Here is a 23,396-nt window from a genome sequence, read left to right on the forward strand (position 1 = left end):
GACGGCGACAGTGACAGCGACGAGGGCCGTATGCTCGTTCGGGCCGCCCGGAGCTCCGGCGACCGGGGGCGCCACAGCGGACCGAGCACGCGGGGGACGCCGACGTGAGCACCGACACCCACTTCGAGGACCTGCTGCGCGAGCTGGCGCCGAAGGTCCTCGGCGCCCTCATCCGGCGCCACGGGCACTTCGACGCCGCCGAGGACGCCGTGCAGGAGGCGCTGCTCGCCGCCGCCCTGCAGTGGCCCGAGCAGGGCGTCCCGGACGCGCCCAAGGCGTGGCTGATCACCGTCGCGGGCCGCCGGCTGACCGACCAGTGGCGCAGCGACCAGGCCCGCCGGGTCCGCGAGGTCACGGTCGCGACCATGGAGCCCGGCGGCGAGGCGGCGCCCGGCCCAGGCGAGGACGCCCCGCCCGACCAGGACGACACCCTCACGCTGCTGTTCATGTGCTGTCACCCCGCGCTGTCGCCGCCCTCGCAGCTCGCGCTCACCCTGCGCGCGGTCGGCGGCCTGACCACGGCGCAGATCGCCCGGGCCTTCCTGGTGCCCGAGGCCACCATGGCGCAGCGCATCAGCCGGGCCAAGCAGCGCATCAAGACCACCGGCATCCCCTTCGGCCCGCCGCCGGAGCCAGAGCGGGCCGAGCGGCTGCGCGTGGTCCTCCATGTGCTCTACCTGATCTTCAACGAGGGGTACACGAGCACCTCCGGCGACCAGCTGCACCGCGCCGAGCTGACCGGCGAGGCGATCAGGCTCACCCGTGCGGTGCACCGGCTGCTGCCCGGCGACGGCGAGGTGGCCGGGCTGCTGGCGCTCATGCTGCTCACCGACGCGCGCCGCGCCGCCCGTACCGACGCCGCCGGCGGGCTGATCCCGCTGGCCGAGCAGGACCGCGGCCGGTGGAACCGCGAGCAGATCGGCGAGGGGGTGCGGCTGATCACCGCGGCGCTGTCGGGCGCGCCCCTCGGCCCCTACCAGCTCCAGGCGGCGATCGCGGCCGTCCACGCCGAGGCGCCGACCGCGGCAGGCACCGACTGGGCGCAGATCCTGGCCCTGTACGAGCTGCTCGAGCGCATGGCGCCCAGCCCGGTGGTCACCCTCAACCACGTGGTGGCGCTGGCGATGGTGAAGGGCGCGGCGGCGGGGCTCGCGCTGCTCGCGACGCTGGACGGGGACGAGCGGCTGCAGGGCCACCACCGGGTGGACGCGGTGCGCGCCCACCTGCTGGAGATGGACGGCCAGGTGGAGGGCGCCCGCGCCTGCTACCGCGCCGCGGCCCGGCGCACCACGAGCCTGCCCGAGCAGCGCTACCTGGACGGCCGCGCCGACCGCCTGGCACCGGCGGGCCCCTGACCTCAGCTTCGCCGCTCGGCCCGGCGGAGCATCGCGTCCGTCTCCGGGTCGGGCAGGAGCTCCCGGACCTCCTGCGCACAGCGGCAGGCGGCGGCGGTCTTGGCGGCCCACGCCAGCGCCTCCTCGCGTGAGGCCACCTCGACGACCGAGAACCCGCCGATGACCTCCTTGGTCTCCGGGTAAGGGCCGTCGGTGACCATCCCGTCCGTGGCCACGACGCTCGCCCTCTGCCTTTCCAGGCCGGCGCCGAACACCCACACGCCGGCGTCCACGGCCTCCTGGACCACCGCGTGCGCGGCCTTGCCCACGTCGGGCCAGTCCTCGTCGGGGATGTGGTCCATCGCGCCGTCATTGAACGAGATCAAGTACCGAGCCATCTCATCACTCCCTGGTACCGGCGGTCTCCTCTGGCCGCCTCGCACCTGTCCTACGAACGACTCCCCAGGGATCCGACACTATGCCGAAAAAATCTCACGAAACTTCCTCAGCCCCGCAGTTCACCGCCGTGGACGTAATCTGGGCGGACGGGCCCGGGGGACGGCGGCCCTGATGCGTGAAGGAGAGCACCTGTGGAGCGCTTGACGGCGGTGGAGCTGGTCAACACCATCCGCCACGACGGCAACGGCGGCGTCACCGACGAGCTGGCCACCCTCGCCGGGCTGGCCCGGTGGATCCGCGAACGAGAAGACCTGCCCTCCGGTATCACCGGCGCCGCGCAGGCGATCGCCGACGAGGACCTCAGGGGCGAGGTCGTCGAGCTGCGGCGGGCGGTCCGCGCCCTGTTCGCCCGGGCGGTCAGCCCCGGCCCGGCGAGCCCGGCGGACGCGGGGCGCCTGCTCCCCGGCGACCAGGCTCTGGCCCACCTCAACGCCGTCGCCGCCCGCGAGCCCATCGCCCCCCAGCTGCACTGGCCGGCCTCTGGGCCGCCGGGGTCGAGGCCGCTGTCGGCCGAGACCGACCCGCGCGTCCGGCTCCTGGCGACCCTGGCCCGCGCCGCCATCGACCTGCTGTCCGGACCGGCGCGCGAGCGGCTGCGGGCCTGCACCGCTCCCCGCTGCGTGCTCTATTTCGTCAAGGGCCACGGCCGCCAGGAGTGGTGCAAACCCTCCTGCGGCAACCGCGCGCGGGCCGCCCGCCACTACCAGCGCCACCACACCCCGGGCACCACGCCCGCCGCGGCCCCGCGCGCCTAGCGCCGGCTCCTGCTCATGGCGGCTGCGGCGCAGAACCGAGGTCGTGCGTTCACGGGACGCTGTAGAGGAACCAGAAGTTGTACTGGTAGTCGCAGTGGTACCAGCTCCACATCCCGTTCTGGACGCCGTAGTCTCCGTACCGGTAGCAGTCGGAGGATGAGTAGTAGACGTTGCGTAGTGTGTCGGCGTGCGCGGGCGTGGTGCTCCCGGCGACCACCAGCCCGCCGACCAGGGCTCCCGCGACCGCCAAGGCTCGCATCTTGCGCATCGATCCTCCGTTGAGTGGATCACCAACCGGCTTTCCTGCGGAGCATTACAGCCCGGTGGGCGTTGTCCAGCTCAACTGCCCCTTCGCCGCCGACGCGGACGAGCTGACCTGGGACGCCCTGGGACGGCCACGCCGCCGCCCGTGGAACTTTCAGTGCCGCTTCCTGGACGCCTCCACGGGCGGCCGCGGGAAGCGCGAGGAATCGCACGCCTGCGGCTCGACCGGCGCCGGCGGCGCCGCGTCAGGCGCCCCCGATCACCAGGCCCGCCTCGTAGGCGACGATCGCCGCCTGGACGCGGTTGTTCAGGCCGAGCCGCAGCAGGATGGCGCTGACGTGGGATTTGACGGTGCCCTCCGAGAGGAACAGTTCACGGCCGATGTCCTGGTTGGACATGCCACGGCCGACGAGTGCCAGCACCTCGCGCTCCCGCGCCGTCAGCGACTCCACGCGCCTGCGTGCCGTTCCCGCCCTGGAGAGCCTGCCGCCGCCCAGCTGCGCGATGACCTTCCGCGCGATCCTCGGCGACAGGTACGCCGCGCCGCCGGCGACCGCCCGCACCCCCATGATCAGCTCGCGGGGGTCGGAGGCTTTCAGCAGGAAGCCCCGGACCCCCTCCTCGAGCGCCCTGGCGACGTAGTCGTCCTCGTCGAACGTGGTCAGCATGACGACCGCGACCTCGGGCATGGCGACGCGCAGTTCGGCCGCCGCGGACAGGCCGTCGAGGCGCGGCATCCGGATGTCCAGCATCGCGATGTCCGGCCGGTGCGCGCGCGTCAGCTCCACCGCCTCGCGCCCGTCGGCGGCCTCGGCGACCACCTCGATGCCCGCGTCGGTGACCAGGATCGCCCTCACCCCCGCCCGAATCATGGCCTCGTCGTCGGCCAGCACCACCCGGATCATCGGCCTCCCCCGCCTTCTCCCCGGGCTCCCCGGGTTTCTAGATCTCCCTGCTGTCCTGGGACGGCCGGGAGGTCGTCCTCCTCCTCGCGGGAGGCCCCTTCCCGGTCGCACGGCAACCGCGCCGTCACGGTGAAGCCGCCGTCGCGGGGACCGGCCCGGAGCGTGCCGCCGAGCAGCCGCACCCGCTCGCGCAGGCCCGCTATCCCGCTCCCGCCGCTCGCCGGCGCCGGCGGGGTGCGGGCGGCGGAGTTGGACACGGTGACGGTGACCGCGTCGCGGGCGTGCTCGACGCGGACGGTCACCTCGGCTCCGGGGGCGTGACGGGCGGCGTTGGTCAGCGACTCCCGCACCACCCCGTGCGCGGCCCTGTCCACCAGCGGCGGCAGGAGCGCCCGCCCGCCGGTGCGCAGGAGGGCGACCCTCATCCCGGCGCCGCGGGCGCGGTCCACCAGCGCCTCGACGGACTCCTCCGGCGTCCCGGCCGGGGCGGCGCCGGTCTCGCGCAGCACTCCGACGGTGTGGCGAAGCCGGTCGGTGGCGGTGACCGCGCAGACCCGCAGCCGGGCGGCCGCCTCACGGTTGCGTTCGCTCATGTCCGCGTCCAGTTCCAGGGCGCCGGCGCGCAGCGCGATCAGCGCCAGCTCGTGGCCGAGCGAGTCGTGGATGTCGGCGGCGATGCGGGCTCGTTCGCGCAGGGCGACCCGTTCGGCGGTCAGCTCCTGTTCCCGCCGGAGCTGGGCGACCCGCTCCCGGCCCGCCCGCACCAGGTCGGCCTGCTGCCGCTGGAAGCGGCCCGTCAGCCACGGCAGCACCGCGAACAGCCCCAGGGCCATCAGGCCGCCGACGCCGACGGGGAAGTCCAGCACCGTGCAGACCACCCCGGGTAGGGCGACGAGGGCGTGGACCGGCCAGCCCCGCCGCAGGGTCAGGTGGCGTCCGTGCAGGTAGGCGGCCACGACCGGGACCAAGAAGAAGAGCTGCCGCCACAGCGGGATGGCGTCCAGATACAGCCCGTTGAGCAGGGCGGCCCCCGCGATGACCGCCAGGATCGCGCCGTTTCTCACCTGTGCGACACTACCGATCGCAGCCTGGCCAGCCGAACCACGGTGGTGACGGCCCCCGCCGCGGCCGCGACCGCGAAGGTGATCGTCAACGGCGCGGCGAAGTAGGTGAGCTGCGCCCAGGTGACCGTCCGGCCGTTCATCAGCAAGGAGACCAGCTCCGGATAGGCGGAGAACAGCGCCGCCGGAAGCAGCGCGGGCAGCAGCCGCGCCCCGGTCCACAGGCCGGCGCTCCCCGCACGCCTGCCCGCCCAGCGCCGGGACCGCAGTACGCCCAGTACGCCCAGGCCCGCCGCCGCCACCGCGATCAGGCCGAGGGCCAGCTCGCAGGTCTGCCGGCCGCCGCCCGGCACCTCGGGGGTCCCGCCCTCGCTCATCGCGACCAGGCCGGTGAGCACGTCGTAGGTGTCGTCGTAGAGGGCGGCGCTGTTGGTCATGACCGCGAACCCGTAGCCGGTGTCCGGGGCGATGGCTTGCACGGCGGTGTAGGTGAACAGGTTGCCCGAGTGGACGAGCAACCTGGTGCCGCCCACGGTCTCCTGGCCCCAGCCCATGCCGTAGTCACGCACCTCGGACGGCGCGTGCATGGTCCGCAGGCTCTCCGGTGTCACCGGCAGCCTGCCATGGCCGTTCTGGCCGATCAGCCACCTGCCCATGTCGGCCGCGTCGGTGACGACGCCACCGCTCCCGCCGTCGCGGAAGCCGGGCGGTTCAGGGCGCGCCACCCAGGCGCCGTACACCGAGTCGAACCCCTCGGCCGGCTTGATGACCCGGTCTCCGACGGCCCGGGCTCCGACGGCGCTGGCGGTCATGCCGAGCGGGCCGAAGACGTGCCGCCGCATGTAGTCGCCGAAGCCCCGCCCGCCGACGACCTCGACCAGCCGGGCGGCCAGGTCGTAGTTGACGTTGCAGTACTCCCAGTGTGTGCCGGGGTCGGCGGCCAGCGTGCCGGTGCCCAGCGCGGACACGTATCCGGCGAGCGACCTCGCCGCCTGCGTCGCGCCGATGTCGACGGTGGTGTCGGACAGGCCGGAGGTCTGGTTCAGCAGCTGCCGCACGGTGATCCCAGCGGCGCGCGGGTCGGCCATCCGGAACTCCCGCAGCCGGCCGGCGACCGGTTCGTCCAGCGAGAGCCTGCCGTCGTCGACCAGTGTCATGACGGCCATGGCCGTGAACGACTTGCTGACCGAGGCGACGCGCATCGGGGTCGTCTCGGTGACCGGTTCGCCGTTCGCGTCGTGCCCGTACCCCCGGGCGAGCACGACCCTGTCCCGGTGGGTCACGACGACCGACATCCCCGGCAACCCGGTGGACTTCATGGTCCTGCGCAGGTAGGCGTCGATGGCCGCCGGGGATGGCCCGGTCGATGGAACGGTGGACGGGGCGGTGGATGGCGCGGTTGATGGCGCGGCCCGCGTGGCGGGGGCCGTGACGACGGCCGCGACCGCGGGGGTCGTGACGACGGCCGCGACCGCGGGGGTCGTGACGACGGCCGCGACCGCGGGGGTCGTGACGACGGCCGCGACCATGGCCGAGGCCAGGCCGGCCGCCGCCACCAGGCCGATGAGCTCGCTTCGCATGATGGAGAACCTAGGGATCGGCGGCCGCGCAAAGATCGGAGGATCGGCCACGACCACCCCCGACGAAAGTCCCATCTCCGGCCGGGACGATCGGGCTCACGGTGCCCGGAGCCGGGGAACGGCCTCGGCGCTTTGAGAATGATCCGGCTCTCAGGGCGCGCGTGCCGTCGCGGCGATCAGCCGGCCCTGCCGCGGGCGATGTAGAGGCGCATGTCGGTGAAGTCGACAGTGACGTTGCAGGGCTTGTAGAAGCAGTGGAAGAAGGCGGCCGGCACGTCGAACCCGAGAGGGGCGAGCTCGGCCCCCGGGTGGTTCTCGCAGTAGATCTCCTTGGCGGCGGCGCCGCCGAGGCGGATCTCCTTCGGGTAGCAGGGGTAGGTGACGGCCGGGTGGCTGTGGGCGAAGGTTCCGAGCGGGCGGTCGTGGTCGCTGCGGATCCCCAGCCGCTCGGCCGTGTCCCCGAACACGACCGCGGCCATCTCACCCCCTCCGCCGAAGTTCACGCCCACCACCCCTGTGCGGGAGCCGGCGACGCCGGTGATGGTGCCCGTGCTGTGCAGATATTGCTCACGGGCCAGCCACAGCGGCAGGGGCGCCGCGCCCGCCCGGGCGGCGGCGGCGCGTGCCTTCCTGGCCGTTTCGGGGGTTCTGCGGCGCAGGACCAGCGACCGGCCCGCGTAGTCGAAGGTGGTGAGCAGGTGGTAGAAGACCCACGTGCCGATCAGGCCGTCGCTGTCGGTGTCGACGTCTTCGCCCGACTCCGTCGACGACCAGCCCACGGGCACGTTGCGCAGTTCGATGCCGCCCAGCTTGAAGGAGTCCAGCACCCCGTAGTACGCCCATATGACGCTGTTCTCGTACTCGATCTTCTGACTGGCGACCGGGCGCAGCCCGGCCTCCTTGGCCACCGACGCGCGCATGCCCAGATTCGGGGCGCCGGTGTAGAAGGTGAACCGCTTCGGCGGCCCGCCGTTGACCGAGGCCTCCACCAGCGGAAGCGGGTCCACCTGCTGCCATGGCAGCCGCGCGATGTCGCCGTGGACCTGATACGCCTCGCCGCTGACCGCCGCGAACCACGTCGCGTAGGCTTCCTCGCCCGCCGCGCGCCAGTGTGGTGCGGACAGGGCGAGTTTGTCCTGCCTGATGTAGCAGTCGGCCAGGAAGTAGTTGGCGTCCTTGTCGTCGGGCGCCAGGTTGAGGGCCATCGTGAGGTACTTCTCGGCGTCGGGGAACCTGTTGGCCAGTAGCCCCACGTAACCGCGCCGTCGGGCCGCGTGCAGATTCGCGGGGTCTGTTCTCAGGATCTCCTCGTAGGCCCGGCCGGCCTGCTCGAACCTCCCGGCCTTGAACAGCGCGTCGGCGTCACCGCCGCCGGCCGGCGCCGTGGCCGCCCCGCCCAGCAGCGGCGCCGTCGCGGCCGCACCGGCCAGCGCGGCGGCGCCCCGCAACACCGAACGCCGGTCCCATCCTGCGTCATTCACCAACGCCTTCTCCCTTTCGTGATCACCTTCGCCGGAGTCTCCAGCCTGCGCGGACGGTCACAGCGGCCCGGGCCGGCTCATCTCGCCCGCTTGATGAGGGCGAGGCCGAAGTCGCCGGGGCCACCCGGGCCCGCACACCATCGACCCGGCGCGGACGCTCCCGCCGGGCTTCGCCGCACGCTCGGTGGCTCACCGGCGGTTCGCCCGCCGACCCCACTCACTGTCGACCGGCCGTGTCCCCGCCTCGTGCGCTCCGCGTCATGGTCGTGTCACGACCGCGGCCACGGTGGCGGCGCCGGCGCTGCGACCGATGGCCGGCCGCCGCCTCGGCGGCGCGTGGGGCCGTGGTCGGCGGCGACACGGACGTGGCCTCGAAGGCCGGCCGAGCGCGCCCGTGCACCCCGGTGACGTGTCAGGCGGGGCGCCGTGCTCCGGTTACTCAGAGTCCTCTGGCTATGCGGAATACTCCGGTCACTCCGGCCACTCCGAGTGCTTCGGTTACTCCGAGTGCTCAGGGTGCTCCGGGTGGAGGGCGGCGCGGGCGGCGCGGCAGTCGGGGTCCTGCTCGGCCGCCCGCTGGAGCCGGGCGGCGAGCAGGGTGGCGGCCTCGGCGAAGTGGGCCAGGCGCTCGGCGCCGAGCGTCCCCACGACGAGGCGGCGCACCGACTCCTCCCGCACCTCCCGCGCGCGCGTCGCGGCCTGCCGTCCCGCCGCGGTGAGGCTGATGTCCCAGCCGCGGGCGTCCTCGGTGCAGGCGTCGCGTTCGAGCAGACCCCGTGAGCGCATGCGGGCGACCTGGTGGGACAGGCGGCTCTTCTCCCACTGCAGCGTCCAGCGCAGCTCCAGGGCGCGCATGCGGGCGGACGGGGCGTCCAGCAGCGCGTCCAGGACCTGGTAGTCGGCCTCCGACAGCCCGGTGGCGCGGGTCAGCTCACGCGCCATGTGCGCGGCGAGCTGGGCGTGGACGGCGGTGTAGCCGCGCCACGCGTCCAGCTCCGAGAGCCGGGCGGTCGCCGGCGGCTGCTGCTGCACGGTCATGCGCCCCAGCCTACGACGCCGAGGTTGATACGTCATCCATCGCCGAGGTACGGTTGACATATCTACCAGTTTTCCGGCGGAGGCCCCCATGCCCGACTATGGCCACGATCTACGGTTCGGGTCGTTCATCACGCCGCAAAGCGGCCGCCCCGAAACCGCCGTCGCCCTCGCCCAGCTGGGCGAGCGGGCCGGACTGGACCTGGTCACCTTCCAGGATCACCCTTACCAGCCCGCCCACCTGGACACCTGGACGCTGCTGAGCTGGGTGGCCGCCCGCACCGAGCGCGTCCACCTGGCGGGCGACGTGATGAACCTGCCACTGCGCCTGCCGGCCGTCCTCGCCAAGTCGGTGGCCAGCCTCGACCTGCTCTCCGGCGGGCGCGTCGAGCTCGGCCTGGGCGCCGGCGGCTTCTGGGACGCGATCGAGGCCATGGGCGGCCGACGGCTGACCCCTGGCCAGGCCGTGGACGCCCTCGGCGAGGCCATCGACGTGATCCGCGGAGTGTGGGACGCCGGCGAGCGACGCGTGCTGCGCGTCGAGGGCGCCCACTACACCGTCCGCGGGGCCAAGCGCGGGCCCGCGCCGGCGCACGAGGTGCCGATCTGGCTCGGGGCCTACAAGCCGCGGATGCTGCGCCTGGTCGGCGCCAAGGCCGACGGCTGGCTGCCCAGCCTCGGGTACCTCACCCCGCAGGACGTCGCCGGCGGCAACAAGATCATCGATGAGGCGGCCGAGGAGGCGGGACGCGACCCGCGCGAGGTGCGCCGCCTGCTCAACCTCATGGAGGGCGGCTTCGGCGCCGAGGGCGGCGGCCTGCTGCAGGGCCCGCCCGCCGTGTGGGTGGAGCGGTTGCTGCCGCTGGCGCTGCAGGAGGGCGTCAGCACGTTCATCCTCGCCTCCGACGACCCGCAGACCATCCAGACCTTCGCCCAGGAGGTGGCCCCCGCGCTGCGGGAGGCCGTCGCCGCCGAGCGGTCGTCCACGCCGCCCTCCACCGGACCGTCGCGACCCGCACGCGCGCGGGCGCTGCGCAGCCCGGGCATCGACTACGACGCCCTGCCCGCCTCCCTGTCGGAATCGGCCGTCGAACCCGGCGACCGCGACTACTGGCGCGTGCGCTCCAGCTACGTCTGGCCGGGCTCCCCCGGCCTGGTGCTGCGCCCGGCCACGGCGGGACAGGTCGCAGAGGCCCTGGTGTTCGCCCGGCGGCAGCGGGCCCCGCTGTCGGTGCGCAGCGGCGGCCACGGCATCAGCGGGCGCTCCACCAACGACGGCGGCATCGTGGTGGACATCGGCGCGATGAACGGCGTGGAGGTGCTCGACCGCGCGCGCCGGCTGGTGCGCGTGGGCGCGGGAGCACGCTGGGGCGAGGTGGCGCAGGTCCTCCAGCCGCACGGGCTGGCGATCAGCTCGGGGGACTACGGCGACGTCGGCGTCGGCGGTCTGGCGACCGCCGGCGGGCAGGGCTTCCTGGGACGCTCCTACGGGCTGACCATCGACCACGTGGTCGGCGCCGAGGTGGTCCTGGCCGACGGCCGCGTCGTGCGGGCCGACGCCGAACACCATCCCGACCTGTTCTGGGCGCTTCGCGGCGCGGGCGGCAACATGGGCGTGGTCACCTCCCTGGACATCGAGGCCGCCGAGGTGGGCGAGGTCGTCTTCGCCGCCCTGGTGCACGACGCCTCCGACACCGCGGGGTTCCTGGAAGGCTTCGGACGGCTGGTCGAGGACAGCCCGCGCGCGCTCACGGCGTTCCTGTCGGTGTTCCCCACCGGCCGGGGAGAGCCGATCGTCGCCCAGAACCTGCTCGTCTGGGCCGGCGACGACACCGACGCCGCCGTCTCGGCCATCGAGCCCTTTCTCGGCCTCGGCCCCGTGCTGCAGCAGCAGGCGCAGCTCACCCCCTACGCCGCGATCGTCGCGCCGCACCACAACCAGCACCACGGCCAGTCGGGCACGCGCATGCGCTCGGCCCTGGTCGAGCACCTCGACGGCCCCACCTGCGCCGTGCTGGCCGGCTTGTTCGGCGAGCGCGGCACCGGCATGGTGCAGGTCCGCTCGGTCGGCGGCGCGGTCAACGACACCCCACCGGAGGCGACCGCGTACGCCCACCGCACGCAGAACTTCTCCCTCACCGGGGTGTTCCAGAAGGCCGGGGGCGCGCAGGCCGAGCAGCGGTGGGAGCGGCTGGGCGTCGAGGCGATCTACCTGAGCTTCGAGTCGCACGGCGACGAGGACCTGCTGGCCAAGGCGTTCCCACCGGCCACCCTGCGGCGGCTGCGGCGGGTGAAGGCCGCCTACGACCCCGGCAACGTGTTCCGGCACAACTTCCCGATCACCCCCGACCCCGCCGCCTGACCTCTCACGCTCCCCCCATTTGGTTGACACATCATCCTGCTGGATACGGTTGCGAACCGACCGGCACCTCCGTCCGAGCACCAGCGCCGACCGCGGCGCCGAACAGAAAGGGCCCCCTGTGCCCACCCTGCCCACTGCGCCAACCGCGCCCACTGCGCCCGCCGGCGGGACGGCGGCCGCTCCCCCGCGGCCCGCGCCCGCCTCGGCCGCCGCTCCGGCGGCCCTGTCCATCGTCATCCCCGCGCCCGCCGCGCCGGTTGCGCCCGTCGCATCCGTCGCGGCCTCCGAGCCGGCGCCTTCCTCCAGCGGCGACTGCGAGGCGGCGTCCGCGCCGGTCACCGCCGCTCCCGGCGTCCCGGCCGCCGTCCCGGGGCTGATCGTCCTCGGCGAGGACTCCACGGCCGTGTGCGCGGACGGGACGTGCCGGTGAACGGGGCGGGCACGGCGAGCGAGCCGAAGACGGTACGCGTCGAGGTCTGGTCGGACGTCGTCTGCCCCTGGTGCTACATCGGCAAGAGGCGCCTGGAGCACGCCCTGGAGCGGTTCCCCCACGCCGAGGAGGTCGAGGTCGTCTGGCGCAGCTTCCAGCTCGACCCGACCTTCCCCAGCGGGGTGCGAAAGCCGGTGCCCGAGATGCTGGCCGAGAAGACCGGCGGCACGGCCGCCCAGGTGCGGGCGATGCAGGCGCGGGTCACCGCGCTGGCCGCCGAGGAGGGCCTGGCCTACGAGCTCGAACGCTCCATCATGGTCAACACCATCGACGCCCACCGGGTCACGCACCTGGCCGGCAAGCACGGGCTAGGCGGCCAGGCCCACGAGCGCATGCTGCGCGCCCAGCTCATCGAGGGCCAGATCCTCGACGACCCCGAGACCCTCGTCCGGCTGGGCGTCGAGGCCGGGCTGCCCGAGGACGAGACCCGCGCCGTCGTCACCGGCACCGCTCACCTGGACGACGTCGAAGCCGACATCCGCGAGGCGCGCGAGCTCGGCGTCACCGGCGTGCCGTTCTTCGTGCTCAACCGCGCCTACGCCGTTTCCGGGGCACAGCCGGCCGAGCTGTTCCTGTCGGCGCTCGGCAAGGCGTACGAGCACGCCCGGACGACGGGCCGCTGACCGCCGCTCAGGACGCCGCCGCGCAGGGGTCCCCCGGTGGCGGCGGCCAGGCCGGCCGAGCAACTCGGCGTCGACCGGGCCGGGCTGCGCTCGTACGGGCGGCGGGCGAAGGCGCGGACCGAGCATTCGCGGCCCCCCGCCGCGCGCGGCGGCGAGCCTCAGGGCTGGGGCACGACTCCGCTGGTGAGGGCTTCGAACAGGCGCTCCAGGCGGGCGCGGTGCTCGTCTGCGACGGTGTCGGCCGCCTCTCCGGCGATCAGGCGCCGAGCGGTCTCCGCCAGCACGACGGTGTAGCCCGCGATGAAGAAGGCGGCGAACAGCGTGGCGTCGCCGTCGAAGGCCGGGTCGTGTTCGAGCTCATCGGCGAGGGTCTGCTGGAGGCCGGAGGCGATCTCCCTGGCGCGGGAGATGAGCGCGGGCGAAGCCGCGACGGTCCGGAAGAAGGGAGCGGACCCGTGCTTGAGGCCGGACAGGGAGTGCCGTTCGTCGAGAAACCCGAACGCCATGTCGCGCAGGGATTGGAGTACCCCGGTGTCCGCGGCGCGGTCGCGTACCGCCGAGCGCACGAGCTCGACGGCGTCGACCTCGCGGTCCAGCAGGAGGTCCTCCTTCTGGGGGAAGTGCTTGAAGACCGTCACCGCCGAGACCCCGGCCTCCCGCGCGACCTCGGTGACCGTGACCGTGTCGAATCCACGTTCCAGGAACAGCCGAGTAGCGACCGCCGAGATCTTCGCACGCGTCTGCGGTCCGCCTCGTGCTGCCGTCCTGGGCATCCCGACCCCCCACTTGTTTATGTTACTTAACTTAGTCGCATAACTTAGTGACATGCTCTTCGCACGAACAACCTTCATTGTCGCCGGTGCGCATCTCAGCCGGCCGCGCGAGCGGCCGGGCCGCGCCCGTACCGATCACGACGTGAACAGAGTCCTCCATGCGTGAGACGACCGCGCCCCGGTCGCTGCGGGAGGCGTGGATCGCGTTGGCGGGACTGTCGGCGGTGTTCCTGTTCGAGATGCTGGACAACTCGATCCTGAACGTCGCACTACCGGTGATCGGACGCGACCTGGACGCCTCGACGACCGCGTTGCAGTGGGTGACGGGCGCCTATGCGGTCGTGTTCGGCGGCTTGATGCCGGCGTTCGGCGCGATCGCCGATCGGTTCGGCCGGCGGCGGATCATGCTGGTCGGCCTGGTCCTGCTCGGCGTGGCGAGCCTGGCGACCGCCGTGGTCACCACCGCCGGGCAACTGATCGCCGTGCGGGCGACGATGGGGGTCGCCGCGGCGATGACGACCCCGGGCTCGATGGCGCTGGCGTTCCGGCTGTTCGACGAGGACGGCCTGCGCGTGCGCGCGCTGACCCTCATCTCGACCGTCGGCATGGTCGGGCTCGCCATCGGCCCGACGGCGGGCGGCCTGGTGCTGGCGATCGCACCGTGGCAGGTCCTGCTGCTGGTGAACGTGCCGATCGCCGTACTGGCGTTCTTCTGCGTTCGGTACGGCCTCAACGACGACGACCCGGGCGGCCTCCACCGCGACCCCCTTGACGTCCCCGGGATGCTGCTGGGCACGGCGACGATCGTGTTCGCGCTCCTCGCGCCGACGCTGTTCGTGGAGCAGGGCGCCGGCTCCTGGGTGCCTTGGGCGGCCACCGCCGCGACCACGGCGGCGGCGATCTGCTTCGTCCTGCGCGAGCGCTTGACCCGCCATCCGCTGCTCGACCTGAAGCTCCTCGCCCTCCCCCTGGTCTCCAGCGGCCTGGCCTACAAGGCCGCCGCCGGGCTGGCGACCGCGGGACTCGGTTACATGGTGACGCTGCAACTACAGCTCGACTGGGGCTGGCCGCCCGCGCTGGCCGCTGTCGGGATGCTGCCGCAGGTCGTCGTCCTCCTCGCGGGCAGCCCGTTCGTGGACCCGTTCGTGCGGCGCGTCGGCCTGGACCGGGCCGCCTGGACCGGCGCCGCGGCGGTCGTGTCCGGCCTGGCCGTCTACGGCCTGCTCGGCCGGTTCGGCTACCTGTGGATCGCGACGGCGCTCGTCCTCGTGGCGGCCGGGATGCGCGTGGTCGGCGTCGTGGCCGGGCTCAACGTGGTCCGCGGCCTGCCCGGCAACCGGACCACCATCGGCACCGCGCTCGTCGACACCGCCTCCCAGATCACCTCCGGCATCGGCATCGCCGTCACCGGCACCATCCTCGCCATCGTGTTCACCGGCGACATCGCCGCGTCCCCCTGGAGCCCGCGGCAGACCGGCGAGTTCCACCAGGCCGTCACCACGGCGGGCCTCACCCTCACCCTCGTCGCGGCGGCCCTGGTCGGCTGGGGGTTCGTCCGCACCGGGCGCGCCGCCGGCGACCAGGCGGCCACCCCCGTCGACGACACCGTCCCCCAAGACGCCTGACACCCATCGGCGATCACCTCCGACCACGATATGGAGTACACCGCATGACCCACCGCATCGTCCTCGGCTTCGGTCGGGTCCCGCAGGGACCGCAGCACGCCGCCGACCGGGCCGAGCCGAGGACGCTGTAGCGGCCCAGCACGTTGAGGTCGCCGTGGCCGCGGGAACCATGGCCTCTACACCCCCTCCTCGTCCGCGCCGCCGTCGCTGTCCGGCACGTCGGGGATCTCGCCGAGCTGCCGCAGCTTCGACAGCGACGGCAACTCCTCGAACGCCGAGTACGCCCTGACCTGGTCATCAGAACGAGCCCAGCCGAGTACGCCGTGCCGAGTCCGGAACAAGAGCACTACCCGCGGACGCGGGTCGCGCACCGATTAGGTTTCCGCGCCGTACCCGTCTGTACGTGTGAGATCGACTCACGAGAGGCTGGCACGATGCGGAAACTGATCTTCGGCATGAACCTGAGCCTGGACGGCTACATCGCCGCGCCCGGCGACGACCGCGGCTGGAGCGTACCGAGCGACGAGCTGTTCCAGTGGTGGTCCGACCGGGTGGGGGCGACCGGCCTGGCGCTGTACGGGCGCAAACTGTGGGAGACGATGAGCTCTCACTGGCCGACCGCCGACCAGCAGCCCGGCGCCACGCCGGCGGAAATCGAGTTCGCCCGCCGCTGGCGGGACATGCCGAAGGTGGTGTTCTCCTCGACGACCAGCACGGTCGACTGGAACACCCGCCTGGTCACCGGCGACGCGGTCGCCGAGATCACCCGGCTCAAGGCCGAGAACGGCGGCCCGATGGAAATCAGCGGCGCCACGCTCGCCGAGGCGGCCATGCGGGCCGGGCTGATCGACGAGTACGTGCTGGTCACCCACCCGGTCCTGGTGGGCGGCGGCACGCCGTTCTTCACGGCCCTGGACAGCTGGGTGAACCTGAACCTGGTGGAGACGCGGACGTTTCCCGGCGGCGTGGTGCTGACCCGATACGAGACGAGGCGATGAGCACGGGGCAGATGCTCGGCCCGTGAGGCCAGGACCTGGGCCCGTGAGGCCAGGTCGAAGTCCTTTCTGGCGTGCTCACCGTGACCCTCGGCTATGAGGGAACCTTCCCCGGGCCCTTCCTTGCGTTCCGAGTGAGCTGTTGACCGACTTGCGGGAGATGAGGGACGACGGCGTCGTTGATCGTGACGATGTTCTTCGGGCATGAAGATGCCCCGCCGGCAACGCCGGCGGGGCGGTGGTGTTCGCGTTGTCGCGTTGGTGTTCAGCTGGTCGGGGTGCTGAATCCGCGGTGACTTCGGTGACGGCGGGCCCGCGCGCCGCACTCGTCGACGATGGGACTTGTCTGATCACAGTGTCGGGGGCAGGCCCAGCCATGGTTTGTCGGCGGCGCCGAATCCGGTGAGCTCGGCGATCTTCCCGTCGACGACGCGCAGGACAGCGATGGCGAATAGCCGGTAGTCCGGGTCGTCGGGAGTGCGGAGGTACAGCACGGCGGCAGGCATGAGGTTGACCGTCGTGGTGATACAGCGCCAGTCGTCGTGGCCGCGCTGGAAGAGCCCACCGGAGACCCAGCCGTCCACCGCGTCCTTGGCCGTGATGACCGAGGTGCCCGGCTCGGGCAGCATCGCGAAGCGCAGGTCGTCGCGCAGCAGGGACATCAGCCCGTCGAGGTCGTTGCGCTCGTGAGCGTCGATATACGACTTCACCACGCCGCGCTCGTCATTCGACAGCTCGTGGGTGGCGGGGCTCCGCCAGTCGAGGCGGCGGTCGGGCAGCTGCTCGCGCATCGTCACACGGGCCCGCTGCAGTGCGCTGGTCACCGATGCGACGGTCAGTTCGAGGGCGTCGGCGGCTTTCGACGCCGGCCAGCCGAGGACGTCGCGCAGGATGAACGCCGCCCGCTGCCGCGGCGGCAGGTGCTGGACGGCGACGATGAACGCCAGCTCGATCGTTTCCCGCGCCACCACCGATTCCTGCGGGTCCTCGGGCAGCATCCGGTCGGGGTAGGGCTGCAGGTAAAGCACCTCGGAGCCGGGGTCCGGCAGGTCGGACGGCACGGGTGTGCGGTCGTTGCGCTTGTCCAGGAAGTCGAGGCAGGCGTTCGTCGCGATCCGGTACAGCCAGGTCCGCAGGGTCGCGTGGCCCTTGAACGACTCCCGCTTGTTCCACGCTCGCAGGAACGTCTCCTGCGTCATGTCCTGGGCATCCTCGTAGTTCGCGAGCATCCGGTAGCAGTGCACCTGCAGCTCGCGCCGGTGGCGCTCCGTGATGAGCGCGAACCGCGCCGTGTCGCCTGAGCGAACCGCCGCGAGGAACGTGGCCTCGTCGGCGCCCAGCGCTCTGGGGTCGGTCATGGTCATCAATCCTTCCACCGGTGCGAGGGCTAACAGAACCGACGACGTGGCGGAGGATTTCTGATCGGTGAAGCCGCTGACACCGGGCCGTACGGGGACCCCGCGGAGAGCGGTTCGCTCGCTCAGGACGCCGCCGCGTAGAGCAGTTCGCGCAGCCCGGGAACGTCCTCCCTGTCGTCCCGCCAGACCAGCCGCAGGCTCAGGCCGGGCACGGGGAGGGCGAGCCGGGCCAGCGTCCCGGCGCACAACGCCTCCCGCACGGCGAAATCGGGCAGCAGCGCGACGCCCAGCCCCTGCTCGGCCCAGGCGCGCATCACCGCCACCCCGCCCGCCCGCACCCGTTCGGTGTCCGGGCCGATGAGCCGGTCGGCGGCCATCCGGAACGAGCAGCCCTCCGCGTTGACCAGCAGCCGCTCACCGGACAGCTCCCCGGCGGCCAGGACGGGACGTCCCGCCAGCCGGTGGCCGGGGGCGGCCACCAGGACGAGCGGGACGGCGCCGACGTCCACGAAGGTCAGCGGCGCCCGCGGCGGGTGGAAGCCGAGGTCTCCAAGAGCGGCGCCGGTGTCCAGCAGCAGCGCCGTCTCCAGCCGCCCGGCGGCCACCTCGGCCAGCAACTCATCGCGGCTCACGCTCGGCCGGACCTCGACGCGCAGGCCGGGACGGCGGCCGGCCAGCCTGGCCAGCACGCGGGGCCCGTGGACGGCGGCGATGGTCTCCAGCGCTCCCATGCGCAGCGTGGCCGCCTCGCCGCTCACCTCGCGGCGCGCCCGCCCGGCCTGCTCCAGCAACCGGCCCGCCCAGGTCACCAGGCGTTCGCCCGGCTCGGTGAGACGCATCCCCTTGGCGGTGCGCTCGAACAACACCACGCCCAGCGACCTCTCCAGGGCGCGGATCTGTGCCGAGACGCTGGAGGGCGCCATCCCCAGCGCGACGGCGGCCTCGGTCACCGTCCGGTGCCGCACCACCGCCTCGAAGATGCTCAACTGGCGCAGTTCCATGCGTGTCCCAACCTGCGGACGGCGTTCGGAAATTCCGAACGGAGCGTTCGGCCCGCGCGGTGGAGGCCGAACGCGCCGGCGCGGACAGTTGCCGCATGAGCGTTTCTCCTTCCCCTTCCTCCTCCGCCTCGCCGGGCATGCCGCGCGCCACGGGCCGCCATCCCGCGCACGGCCATCCGGCGGGCGGCCGTCACGAGGGTCATCCTGCGGACGACCGTGTGACGGACGACCGCCCGGTTGAGGGGCGCCGACCGGGCGGGTGGCCGCGCGGGGCGGGGCGTGACGGTCGGCGGTGGCCGGCGCTGCTGGGCATCTCGCTCGGATATTTCATGGTGTTGCTGGACATGACGGTGCTGTCGGTCGCCGAGCCTGATCTGGCGTCCTCGCTGCGCGTCCCCATCGCGGGCCTGCAGTGGGTGACCACGGGGTACACGGTGGTCTTCGGCGCCTGCCTGCTGTCGGCGGGAGCGGTCGCCGACCGGTACGGCGCGGGCCGCGCCTTCCGCGTGGGGGTCGCGGTGTTCGGCCTGGGCTCGCTGGCGGCGGCCCTGGCCCCGGCGCTCGGGTGGCTGGTCGCCTCGCGCGCGTTGCTCGGCGTCGCCGCGGCGGCCTGCGTGCCCGCCTCCATGGCGCTGATCGCGCGGCTCTATCCCGCCGCGGCCGAACGCGCGCGGGCGGTGGCGGCGTGGGCGGCCATCAGCGGCGCCGCGGTGGCGGCCGGCCCGGTCGCCGGCGGCGCGCTGGTCGATCTCGCCGGATGGCGGGCCACCTTCCTGATCAACGTGCCGATCGCCGCGCTCGTGCTCGTCCTGGTCGCCGGACGGTGGGCCGACCACCCGCGCGGCGACCGGCGGATCGACTGGCCGGCGCAGCTGGCGGCGGGCGGGGCGCTGGCACTGCTGACCGACGCGCTGGTCGCCGCGGGCTCGCGTTCGTGGGCGCACGCCGCCGCGTCCGGGCTCGCCGTGGTGCCGCTCGCGGCCGGGGCGGCGGTCCTCGGGCGACGCGGCCCGGCTCCCGTGCTCGACCCGGCGCTGCTGCGTGCCGGGGGCGTGCGGGCCGGGCTGGCGGCGGGCGCGGCGGTCGGCTTCGCCCTCAACGGCGGCCTGTTCGTGCTGCCGCTGCTGCTCCAGGGCGACCGCCACCTCGGCGCGACCGCCGGCGGGCTGGCCTTCCTGCCGCTGACGCTGCCGTTCGTGCTCAACCCGCCGGTCACCGGTCGCGTCGTGGCGCGCTTCGGCCCGCGCCCGCCCATCGTCGCCGGACTGGCGCTGCTCACCGCGGGAGGGGCCGTCCTGGGATGGGCCGTCGCGGCCGGCGCCGGGTACGGCGTGCTGGCCCTGGGGCTGCTGCTCAGCGGGTTCGGCGTCTCGTTCGTCCTGCCCGCCGTCGTCACGGCCGTGGTCGCCGCCGCGCCCCAGGGCGGCGCCGGCGCCGCCGGAGGGATGCTCAACGCGGTCCGCCAGGCCGGCGCCACGCTCGGCGTGGCCGCCATGGGCGCCCTCATGGGACTCGGCCCCGCGACCGGACCGGCGTGCGCGCTGCTGCTGTCGGCCGTGGTGTGCGGCGCGGCCGCCCTCCCCTTCGCCTCCGGGGCGCGGCGCGCCACGCTCCGAAGGCGCGCCGGCGCGCCACGCCGTCCGTGATTACGATAGAGGCTGCGCTCAGTAGCCGGTCGGATGTGACTGCGTGTTCCCGCCCTCGTGCACCCGCTCCCTTCGCCGACCGCAGCGCGTGGATCATGTCCGTCGCGATCTCGCGGTCTGGTCTGGTCTGGTTCGGGCAGAGGGGTTCGGGGGAGCGGGCGGGCGGTGAATGTTTCATCTCGGGCTCGATGATCTTCAGGTGGCGTCCCATGTGACGCAGAGGCACCACCACCCGCGGCCGAGCCCCACGTCAAGGCGCGGTCACCCGCGTGAGGCGCCCCCGTCGCCGGACCTGGCGTGCCGCCCGCCATCGGACGGCTTCGGTGAGCGGGCAATCCGATATGCCACATTCGTCGGGAATCATGACCAGATTTCTGACAGCATTGTCAGAGAGGTGCTGTTCATTCTTGATGGACTCTGTCCCATTTTGCTGGATCTGGCAGCGAACGGACCTCACGGGGTGCGGTCGGCGGCGCCGTACCCCGAGCCCGGGCCGCGCCGTCGCCGCAATGCGCCGGCCGGCTTCTCAGTGGTGACCGCGCACCGCGGTCCCGCCGGCGCCGCGCGAGACCCCTCCCCTGGCAACCCCACCCTCGAACGACCCCGGTAAGGACTGATACGAATGTTCGCCTTAACCACCCGTGGACGGCCGTGGCCGCGCGCTCTGGCCGCCTTCGTGGCCGCGCTCGCCTCGGTGGCCGCCATGATCGTGGCGAGCTCGACGCCCGCGTCGGCGGCCACCTCGACCGTGGTCGGCGTGGCGTCCGGCCGCTGCCTGACCGTGGCCGGCAACTCCACGACGCCAGGCGCCCGCGTCACCATTTACGACTGCAACGGGCAGGCGAGCCAGATGTGGACCTCCACCACGGCGGGAGAGCTCCGGGTGTACAGCTCCCCGAGGTGCCTGGACGTGGTCGGCCAGGACACCACGCCCCCGGCCACGCTGCAGATCTCCACCTGCACCGGGGCGGCCGGCCAGAAGTGGCGGATCAACTCCGACGGCAGCATCGTCGGCGTGCAGTCCGGCATGTGCCTGGACGTGAGCGGAGGCCGGACCACCAACAACACCCCGGTGCAGTTGTGGACGTGTAACGGGCAGAGCAACCAGAAGTGGACGACGTCCACCGGAAGCGCCGACACCCAGCCTCCGACGGTGCCGGGCAACCCGCGGGTGAGCGGCCTGGTGTGCGACTCGGTCACGTTCGCGTGGAGCGCCTCCACCGACAACGTCGGAGTGGCGTTCTACGACGTCTACCACGACGGCCAGCTGATGAAGTCGGTGAGCGGGACCACCCTGTCCACCACCCTCACCGTGGTCCCCGGTTCGACGTGGGGTCTGTACGTCAACGCGCGCGACGCGGCGGGCAACGTCTCCCAGGCGAGCGCGACGGTCACGATCACGCCACCGCAGTGCCAGTCCGACACCCAGGCGCCCACCGCCCCGAGCCAGCTCACCGGCTCCGCGTCCGGCACCACGGTGACGTTGCAGTGGACCGCGGCCACCGACAACGTCGGGGTCCGCGCCTACCTCGTCTACCGCGGCGGTGCGCTGGTGGGCACGGTCACCGGCAACCCGCCGGCCACCACCTTCATCGACAGCGGGCTGTCGGCGAACACGAGCTACCAGTACTACGTGGTGGCCCGCGACGCGCAGTCCAACGTCTCGTCGCGCAGCAACACCGCGACCGTGACCACCGGCGGGGGGTGCGCCGACTCGGTGTGCGGGGTGACGCAGATCGCGACCGAGACCGACCTCCCGTGGGGTCTGCTCACGCTGCCCGACGGCACGATCCTCTACAGCCGCAGGGACGTCCACGACATCATCCACCTCGACCCGGCCACCGGGGCGAAGACCAACATCGGCACGGTGCCGAACGTCGACGACACCGACGGCGAGGGCGGCCTCATGGGGCTGGCCATCGCCCCCACCTTCGCCAGCGACCACTGGCTGTACATGATGCACACGACGTCGACCGACAACCGGATCGTCCGCATCAAGCTGGAGAACGACCAGCTCACCCTCAGTTCTGAGCAGATCCTGCTCACCGGGATCCTGCGCAACAAGTACCACAACGGCGGCCGCCTGCGGTTCGGCCCGGACGGCAAGCTGTACGCCAGCACCGGCGACGCCCAGAACGGCGACAACGCGCAGAACCTGAACGGCCTCAACGGCAAGGTCCTGCGGCTCAACCCGGACGGCACCGTGCCGTCGGACAACCCGTTCGGCACCTACGTGTGGAGCTACGGGCACCGCAACCCGCAGGGGCTGGCGTTCGACTCGCAGGGCCGGCTGTGGGAGCAGGAGTTCGGCAACTCCATCATGGACGAGACCAACCTGATCACCAAGGGCGGCAACTACGGCTGGCCGGCGTGTGAGGGGACGACGGGCACCTGCGGCACCGCCGGGTACATCGCGCCCAAGCGCACCTACCCCGTGGCGGAGGGCTCCTGCTCCGGCATCGCCATCGTGAGCGACGTGATCTACATCGCCTGCGAGCGCGCCACCCGGCTGTACCGCGTGCCGATCAGCGGGAGCAGCCTGCCCAGCGCGCAGGTGTTCTTCAACGGCACCTACGGCCGGCTGCGCACTGTGGAGCCCGCTCCCGACGGCGGCCTGTGGCTGACCACCAGCACCCAGGGCGACAAGGACGGCATCCCGAACAACGGAAACGAGAAGATCTTCCACGTCACGCTCGGCTTCTAGCCGGCACGACGGCGCGGCCGGTGGTCTTCGCGGACACGCGGACCACCGGCCGTCCGGCCGTCCGGGCGCGGCCCGGTCGGCCGCGGCGGCCGGTGCCGGGCCATGTCGTGGCCCAACGCAGGATCGCGGCGTCGCGGTAAGCCTCGCACTCGATCGCTTGCGACGAGTCTAAGCGCTTTCTGCGCTCCGCCACCGGCAAGATCGAATAGCCTGGTAAGGGCTACCATAGCGAGATCGGGGTAGGCGAAGGCGACCTCAACACATGCGATCGCATGCTCGTCGTCAGTGTGCCGATAATGGTCACTCAGTAGCCGGCCGTGACGCGCCCACGCCCTCCGCCCGGCTCGGCCGGGGTACCGGCTCGGCTCCGGGAGCCGAGCCGGTCATGGAACTCGGCGATCAGCTCGCCCAGGTCCATTTCTGGTTGCCGCCGCCATTGCAGGAGTAGAGCTGGATCTTGGTGCCATTGCCGGTGGCGGCGCCGACGGCGTCCACGCACAACCCCGACTGCACCCCGGTGATGCTCCCGTCGGAGTTGACCCGCCATTTCTGGTTGTCGCCACCGTGGCAGGAGTAGATCTGGATCTTGGCGCCGTTGCCGCTGCCGCCGGCGTCCAGGCACTTGTTGCCGTAGACCCTGATCTCGCTCGCCGAGGTGGAACTCCACTTCTGGTTGGTCTGCCCGTTGCAGTCCCACAGCTGGACCTGGGTGCCATCAGTGGTGCTCGCGTTCGGCACGTCCAGGCACCGGCCGGAGCCCACTCCCCTGATCGCCCCGTTGCCCCCACCGGTCGGAGTGGGGGTCGGCGTAGGAGTGACGGTGGGGGTGACGGTCGGCGTGGGGGTGGGGGTGGGGGTGGGGTTGGTGGAGGTTCCGTCGAGGCCGAGGAAGGTGATGGCGTAGGCGAGTTGGCCGGTCATGGGGAGTTGGTGGCCGACGCCGCT

General features: G+C 72.8%; 21 protein-coding genes. 9 read left to right on the forward strand and 12 right to left on the reverse strand.

Features of this window, described 5'->3' with window-relative positions:
* The first annotated feature begins 104 nt into the window (after window positions 1-104).
* Window positions 105-1,355: an RNA polymerase sigma factor gene (locus tag ACWEN6_RS24490; RefSeq protein WP_452573079.1), complete on the forward strand. Its 1,251-nt coding sequence runs from the start codon at window positions 105-107 to the stop codon at window positions 1,353-1,355.
* Between the two features lie 2 nt (window positions 1,356-1,357).
* On the opposite strand, the gene ACWEN6_RS24495 is transcribed toward ACWEN6_RS24490, so the two are convergent.
* Window positions 1,358-1,732, reverse strand: a complete 375-nt coding sequence (locus ACWEN6_RS24495; protein ID WP_452573081.1) for a YciI family protein — start codon at window positions 1,730-1,732, stop codon at window positions 1,358-1,360.
* A gap of 192 nt (window positions 1,733-1,924) precedes the next feature.
* Between ACWEN6_RS24495 and ACWEN6_RS24500 the strand changes: the two genes are divergently transcribed.
* Window positions 1,925-2,548: a CGNR zinc finger domain-containing protein gene (locus tag ACWEN6_RS24500; protein ID WP_452573083.1), complete on the forward strand. Its 624-nt coding sequence runs from the start codon at window positions 1,925-1,927 to the stop codon at window positions 2,546-2,548.
* Window positions 2,549-2,597: 49 nt separating this feature from the next.
* Here ACWEN6_RS24500 and ACWEN6_RS24505 read toward each other — a convergent pair whose 3' ends face one another.
* The 6 genes from ACWEN6_RS24505 to ACWEN6_RS24530 form a co-directional block, all read right to left on the reverse strand.
* A complete protein-coding gene (locus ACWEN6_RS24505) occupies window positions 2,598-2,816 on the reverse strand; it encodes a hypothetical protein (RefSeq protein ID WP_354849527.1) in 219 nt (72 codons plus the stop codon).
* A 241-nt stretch (window positions 2,817-3,057) separates the two neighbouring features.
* Window positions 3,058-3,717, reverse strand: a complete 660-nt coding sequence (locus ACWEN6_RS24510; RefSeq protein WP_452573086.1) for a response regulator — start codon at window positions 3,715-3,717, stop codon at window positions 3,058-3,060.
* Entirely contained in the window at window positions 3,714-4,781 is a 1,068-nt protein-coding gene (locus tag ACWEN6_RS24515) for a sensor histidine kinase (RefSeq protein WP_452573088.1), read from the reverse strand. The genes ACWEN6_RS24510 and ACWEN6_RS24515 overlap by 4 nt, the downstream gene beginning before the upstream one ends.
* Window positions 4,778-6,358, reverse strand: a complete 1,581-nt coding sequence (locus ACWEN6_RS24520) for a serine hydrolase domain-containing protein (protein ID WP_452573090.1) — start codon at window positions 6,356-6,358, stop codon at window positions 4,778-4,780. The genes ACWEN6_RS24515 and ACWEN6_RS24520 overlap by 4 nt, the downstream gene beginning before the upstream one ends.
* A 176-nt stretch (window positions 6,359-6,534) precedes the next feature.
* Window positions 6,535-7,839, reverse strand: coding sequence for an aspartyl protease family protein (locus tag ACWEN6_RS24525; protein ID WP_452573092.1), 1,305 nt, complete (start codon window positions 7,837-7,839; stop codon window positions 6,535-6,537).
* Between the two features lie 498 nt (window positions 7,840-8,337).
* Window positions 8,338-8,877, reverse strand: coding sequence for a MarR family winged helix-turn-helix transcriptional regulator (locus tag ACWEN6_RS24530; RefSeq protein ID WP_452573094.1), 540 nt, complete (start codon window positions 8,875-8,877; stop codon window positions 8,338-8,340).
* Window positions 8,878-8,965: 88 nt separating this feature from the next.
* On the opposite strand from ACWEN6_RS24530, the gene ACWEN6_RS24535 reads away from it, so the two are divergent.
* The 3 genes from ACWEN6_RS24535 to ACWEN6_RS24545 all read left to right on the forward strand — a co-directional run bounded on the left by ACWEN6_RS24535 (window position 8,966) and on the right by ACWEN6_RS24545 (window position 12,349).
* Window positions 8,966-11,236, forward strand: a complete 2,271-nt coding sequence (locus ACWEN6_RS24535; RefSeq protein WP_452573096.1) for an LLM class flavin-dependent oxidoreductase — start codon at window positions 8,966-8,968, stop codon at window positions 11,234-11,236.
* A 118-nt stretch (window positions 11,237-11,354) separates the two neighbouring features.
* On the forward strand, window positions 11,355-11,666 hold the full coding sequence (locus ACWEN6_RS24540) for a hypothetical protein (protein ID WP_452573098.1): 312 nt from the start codon (window positions 11,355-11,357) through the stop codon (window positions 11,664-11,666).
* Window positions 11,642-12,349: a DsbA family oxidoreductase gene (locus tag ACWEN6_RS24545; RefSeq protein WP_452573100.1), complete on the forward strand. Its 708-nt coding sequence runs from the start codon at window positions 11,642-11,644 to the stop codon at window positions 12,347-12,349. Before ACWEN6_RS24540 ends, ACWEN6_RS24545 begins: the two co-directional genes overlap by 25 nt.
* Before the next feature lie 158 nt (window positions 12,350-12,507).
* Here the strand turns inward: ACWEN6_RS24545 and ACWEN6_RS24550 are convergent, their stop codons facing one another.
* Window positions 12,508-13,122: a TetR/AcrR family transcriptional regulator gene (locus tag ACWEN6_RS24550; protein ID WP_452573102.1), complete on the reverse strand. Its 615-nt coding sequence runs from the start codon at window positions 13,120-13,122 to the stop codon at window positions 12,508-12,510.
* 158 nt (window positions 13,123-13,280) lie between these two features.
* On the opposite strand from ACWEN6_RS24550, the gene ACWEN6_RS24555 reads away from it, so the two are divergent.
* Entirely contained in the window at window positions 13,281-14,747 is a 1,467-nt protein-coding gene (locus ACWEN6_RS24555) for an MFS transporter (RefSeq protein ID WP_452573104.1), read from the forward strand.
* Between the two features lie 176 nt (window positions 14,748-14,923).
* Here ACWEN6_RS24555 and ACWEN6_RS24560 read toward each other — a convergent pair whose 3' ends face one another.
* Window positions 14,924-15,088: a hypothetical protein gene (locus ACWEN6_RS24560; RefSeq protein WP_452573106.1), complete on the reverse strand. Its 165-nt coding sequence runs from the start codon at window positions 15,086-15,088 to the stop codon at window positions 14,924-14,926.
* 93 nt (window positions 15,089-15,181) lie between these two features.
* On the opposite strand from ACWEN6_RS24560, the gene ACWEN6_RS24565 reads away from it, so the two are divergent.
* Window positions 15,182-15,745 carry a dihydrofolate reductase family protein gene (locus tag ACWEN6_RS24565; protein WP_452573108.1) on the forward strand — a complete coding sequence of 188 codons (564 nt, stop codon included), beginning with the start codon at window positions 15,182-15,184 and terminating at the stop codon, window positions 15,743-15,745.
* Window positions 15,746-16,092: 347 nt separating this feature from the next.
* Here the strand turns inward: ACWEN6_RS24565 and ACWEN6_RS24570 are convergent, their stop codons facing one another.
* A complete protein-coding gene (locus ACWEN6_RS24570; protein WP_452573110.1) occupies window positions 16,093-17,100 on the reverse strand; it encodes an RNA polymerase subunit sigma-70 in 1,008 nt (335 codons plus the stop codon).
* Window positions 17,101-17,222: 122 nt separating this feature from the next.
* The gene (locus ACWEN6_RS24575; RefSeq protein WP_452573112.1) at window positions 17,223-18,101 is read right to left on the reverse strand and encodes a LysR family transcriptional regulator; all 879 of its coding nucleotides are present in this window, start codon (window positions 18,099-18,101) and stop codon (window positions 17,223-17,225) included.
* A gap of 218 nt (window positions 18,102-18,319) precedes the next feature.
* On the opposite strand from ACWEN6_RS24575, the gene ACWEN6_RS24580 reads away from it, so the two are divergent.
* Together ACWEN6_RS24580 and ACWEN6_RS24585 are read left to right on the forward strand one after the other, a co-directional pair.
* A complete protein-coding gene (locus tag ACWEN6_RS24580) occupies window positions 18,320-19,747 on the forward strand; it encodes an MFS transporter (RefSeq protein WP_452573130.1) in 1,428 nt (475 codons plus the stop codon).
* Window positions 19,748-20,369: 622 nt separating this feature from the next.
* Window positions 20,370-22,451 (forward strand): PQQ-dependent sugar dehydrogenase, encoded by a 2,082-nt coding sequence (locus tag ACWEN6_RS24585; protein ID WP_452573114.1) that lies wholly within the window; start codon window positions 20,370-20,372, stop codon window positions 22,449-22,451.
* Window positions 22,452-22,850: 399 nt separating this feature from the next.
* Here ACWEN6_RS24585 and ACWEN6_RS24590 read toward each other — a convergent pair.
* A partial coding sequence (locus ACWEN6_RS24590) for an RICIN domain-containing protein (RefSeq protein WP_452573116.1) occupies window positions 22,851-23,396 on the reverse strand: 546 nt, incomplete at its 5' end.

The sequence above is a fragment of the Sphaerisporangium sp. NPDC004334 genome (assembly GCF_053602655.1).

Coding starts and splice junctions, on each gene's coding strand:
- ACWEN6_RS24495 (WP_452573081.1), bottom strand. CDS start 1,732: ATGGCTCGGTACTTGATCTCGTTCAATGACGGCGCGATGGACCACATC.
- ACWEN6_RS24505 (WP_354849527.1), bottom strand. CDS start 2,816: ATGCGCAAGATGCGAGCCTTGGCGGTCGCGGGAGCCCTGGTCGGCGGG.
- ACWEN6_RS24510 (WP_452573086.1), bottom strand. CDS start 3,717: ATGATCCGGGTGGTGCTGGCCGACGACGAGGCCATGATTCGGGCGGGG.
- ACWEN6_RS24520 (WP_452573090.1), bottom strand. CDS start 6,358: ATGCGAAGCGAGCTCATCGGCCTGGTGGCGGCGGCCGGCCTGGCCTCG.
- ACWEN6_RS24530 (WP_452573094.1), bottom strand. CDS start 8,877: ATGACCGTGCAGCAGCAGCCGCCGGCGACCGCCCGGCTCTCGGAGCTG.
- ACWEN6_RS24535 (WP_452573096.1), top strand. CDS start 8,966: ATGCCCGACTATGGCCACGATCTACGGTTCGGGTCGTTCATCACGCCG.
- ACWEN6_RS24550 (WP_452573102.1), bottom strand. CDS start 13,122: ATGCCCAGGACGGCAGCACGAGGCGGACCGCAGACGCGTGCGAAGATC.
- ACWEN6_RS24555 (WP_452573104.1), top strand. CDS start 13,281: ATGCGTGAGACGACCGCGCCCCGGTCGCTGCGGGAGGCGTGGATCGCG.
- ACWEN6_RS24565 (WP_452573108.1), top strand. CDS start 15,182: ATGCGGAAACTGATCTTCGGCATGAACCTGAGCCTGGACGGCTACATC.
- ACWEN6_RS24570 (WP_452573110.1), bottom strand. CDS start 17,100: ATGACCGACCCCAGAGCGCTGGGCGCCGACGAGGCCACGTTCCTCGCG.
- ACWEN6_RS24575 (WP_452573112.1), bottom strand. CDS start 18,101: ATGGAACTGCGCCAGTTGAGCATCTTCGAGGCGGTGGTGCGGCACCGG.
- ACWEN6_RS24585 (WP_452573114.1), top strand. CDS start 20,370: ATGTTCGCCTTAACCACCCGTGGACGGCCGTGGCCGCGCGCTCTGGCC.